Below are 318 nucleotides of genomic sequence, written 5' to 3' on the forward strand. Positions count from 1 at the left end.
ACATTCGCAGGGACGGCAACGACGAACTGAAAAAACTTCTTAAAGACTCCAAAATAACCGAAGACGAAGAATCCAAAGACGTGGCGGAGCTTCAAAAATTGACCGATTCCTACATAGCTCAGGTTAATCAGGTTCTTGAAGAAAAAGAAAAAGAGATAATGGAAGTATAATGCAAAAACCGGTTCATGTCGGCATCATAATGGACGGAAACGGCAGATGGGCAAAAAAGCGCGGTCTTGCCCGCACGCAGGGGCATCTTGAAGGGCTGGCCGCGGCAAAACGGATTGTAAAAGCGGCGTCGGATATGGGCATAAAATA

At 46.2% G+C, this 318-nt stretch carries 2 protein-coding genes; both read left to right on the forward strand.

The genetic code is table 11. From position 1 onward, the window contains the following. Positions 1–2 precede the first annotated feature (2 nt). The gene (locus ACYVTD_RS18790; protein WP_461249098.1) at positions 3–170 is read left to right on the forward strand and encodes a ribosome recycling factor; all 168 of its coding nucleotides are present in this window, start codon (positions 3–5) and stop codon (positions 168–170) included. After that, positions 170–318, forward strand: a 149-nt coding sequence (locus ACYVTD_RS18795) for an undecaprenyl diphosphate synthase family protein (protein ID WP_461249099.1), incomplete at its 3' end; no start/stop codon positions are given. The genes ACYVTD_RS18790 and ACYVTD_RS18795, both read left to right, overlap by 1 nt.

Source organism: Treponema sp. R6D11, assembly GCF_054786075.1.